The organism is Streptomyces otsuchiensis (assembly GCF_004305975.1).
Lineage (GTDB): Bacteria > Actinomycetota > Actinomycetes > Streptomycetales > Streptomycetaceae > Streptomyces > Streptomyces otsuchiensis.
The window spans coordinates 1-2,217 of sequence record NZ_BHZI01000469.1 but is presented as its reverse complement, the minus strand read 5'-3'; the positions used below and the strand labels follow the sequence as shown (position 1 = coordinate 2,217).

1 protein-coding gene is annotated in these 2,217 nt (G+C 72.8%); it reads left to right on the top strand.

What is annotated here, in order from left to right; genetic code table 11:
- Nucleotides 1-71: 71 nt before the first annotated feature.
- A partial coding sequence (gene eccCa / locus E0D90_RS25160) for a type VII secretion protein EccCa (protein WP_307721181.1) occupies nucleotides 72-2,217 on the top strand: 2,146 nt, incomplete at its 3' end.

The window sequence follows — 2,217 nt, the reverse complement described above, 5'->3', positions numbered from 1 at the left end:
CGCCCCAGCCGCCCACCGGTCGGCTCGGCCCGCCCCGGAGGTCTCCGCTCACCCCGCTCAACAGCCCGCAGCTGGTGCACCGGCCCGCCCGTACCGTGCCCCCGCTCGGCGAACCGCGACGGCGCGGGGTCGAGGCACCGCCCAACCTGCCCGAGGGCGACACCATGTCCCCGGTCGCGACCATGCTGCCCATGGCCGGCGTCATGGGCTCGATGGTGATGATGACGCTGATGCGCAGCAGCCGCTTCGCGATCATCGGGGTCTTCGTCCTGATCGCCGCCGTCGTCGGCGCGGCCGCCCTCTTCTTCTCCCAGCGCGGGAAGGCCCGCCGCACCCGCCGCACCCAACGCGAGCGGTACCTGGAGTACCTGGAGGAACTCCGCGAGGAACTCGGCGAGGACGACCGCGAACGCCGGGCCGCCGCACGCGCGATGCACCCGCCGCCCGCCGCCCTCGTCGACCTGGTCGCCGACCCGGCGCGGCTGTGGGAACGCCGCCGCCGCGACAGCGACTTCCTCCACCTCCGCGTCGGCGCCGGCTCCGTCCCGCAACGCCGCCTGGAGGTCGAACGGAGCCAGAGCTCCGCCATCACGCCGGTCGACCCGTTCATGCGCAACGAGGCCCACGAACTGCGCGAACGATTCGGCACCACGCCCGACATGCCGCTGACCGTGCCCCTCGACCGGGCCGGCAACGTCTCCATCGTCGGCAGCCCCAAGGACACCGCGCGCGTGCTCCGGGTGCTGCTCAGCCAGGCGTCGGTCGCACACGCCCCCGACGACCTCGTGATCGGCCTCGCCAGCTCGCCCGAGCACCTCCCCGCCTGGGAATGGGTCAAGTGGCTGCCGCACGCGCAGGACCCCGGGTCCCGCGACGCCGCCGCGCCGCTGCGCCGGATCGCACCCGACCCCGACCAACTCGCCGCGCTCCTCGCCACGGAACTGCGCAACCGGGCCAACCGAGCCACCGAGATCCGCCGCGGCCTCACCGACCGCTCCGCGCTGGAGAGCATGGCCCGCATGCTGGTGGTCCTCGACACCCCCGGCGGACCGGCCACCGAACTGCCCCGCACCGACGAGACCCTGCCCCTCGGCGACCTCGGCATCACCGTCGTCCACCCCGTCACCCGACGCGTTGACGAACCGGGCCACGTCTCGGTCCGCATCACCGTCGAAGGCGACCGGGTACGGGTCGAGGACCTCCGCCACGAGCAGCCCCACACCCTCCAGGGCACCCTCGACGACTGCCCGCCGCAGCAGGCCGAGAGCCTCGCCCGGCTGCTCTCCCCGCTCCGCCTCTCCCCGGAGGCCGACGCCGGCGACACCCCGCTGAGCGCCCCCGTCGGGTTCGCCGAACTCCTCGGCATCGACGAGCCGGCCCGCCCCGACCCCGCCCGGCTCTGGGCCGCCCGCGGCGAACGCGACTTCCTGCGCGTCCCGATCGGACTCGGCGACCTCCACGAACCGGTGATGCTCGACCTCAAGGAATCCGCCGAACTCGGCATGGGCCCACACGGCCTGTGCGTCGGCGCCACCGGTTCCGGCAAGAGCGAACTGCTGCGCACCCTGCTGCTCGCCCTGGTCGCCACCCACCCGCCGGAGAACCTGGCGGTCGTCCTCGTCGACTACAAGGGCGGCGCCACCTTCGCGCCCTTCGAGCCACTGCCCCACGTGGCGGGCATGATCACCAACCTGGAGAGCGTCAGCGGCCTGGTCGAACGCGTCCACGCCAGCCTGGCCGGCGAGGTCAGGCGCCGTCAGCAACTCCTCAAGGAATCAGGCCACTTCGCCAACATCGGCGACTACAACGCCGCCCGCCGCGGCGGACGCCCCGAGCTGGAGCCGCTGCCCCACCTCTTCGTCGTCATCGACGAGTTCGGCGAACTACTCACCGCCAAACCGGACTTCGTCGACCTCTTTCTCTCCATCGGCCGCATCGGCCGCTCGATCGGCGTCCATCTGCTGCTCTCCAGCCAGCGCATCGAGTCCGGCAAGCTCCGCGGACTGGAGACCTACCTCTCCTACCGCCTCGGCCTGCGCACCTTCTCCGCCGACGAGAGCCGCACCGTCCTCGACAGCAAGGACGCCTTCGAGCTGCCACCCGTCCCCGGCTTCGGCTACCTCAAGGTCGACACCAGCGTCTACGAGAGGTTCAAGGCCGCCTACGTCTCCGGCCCCCACCAGGGGCCCGCCCGCCGCGATACCACCCCCGACGGGC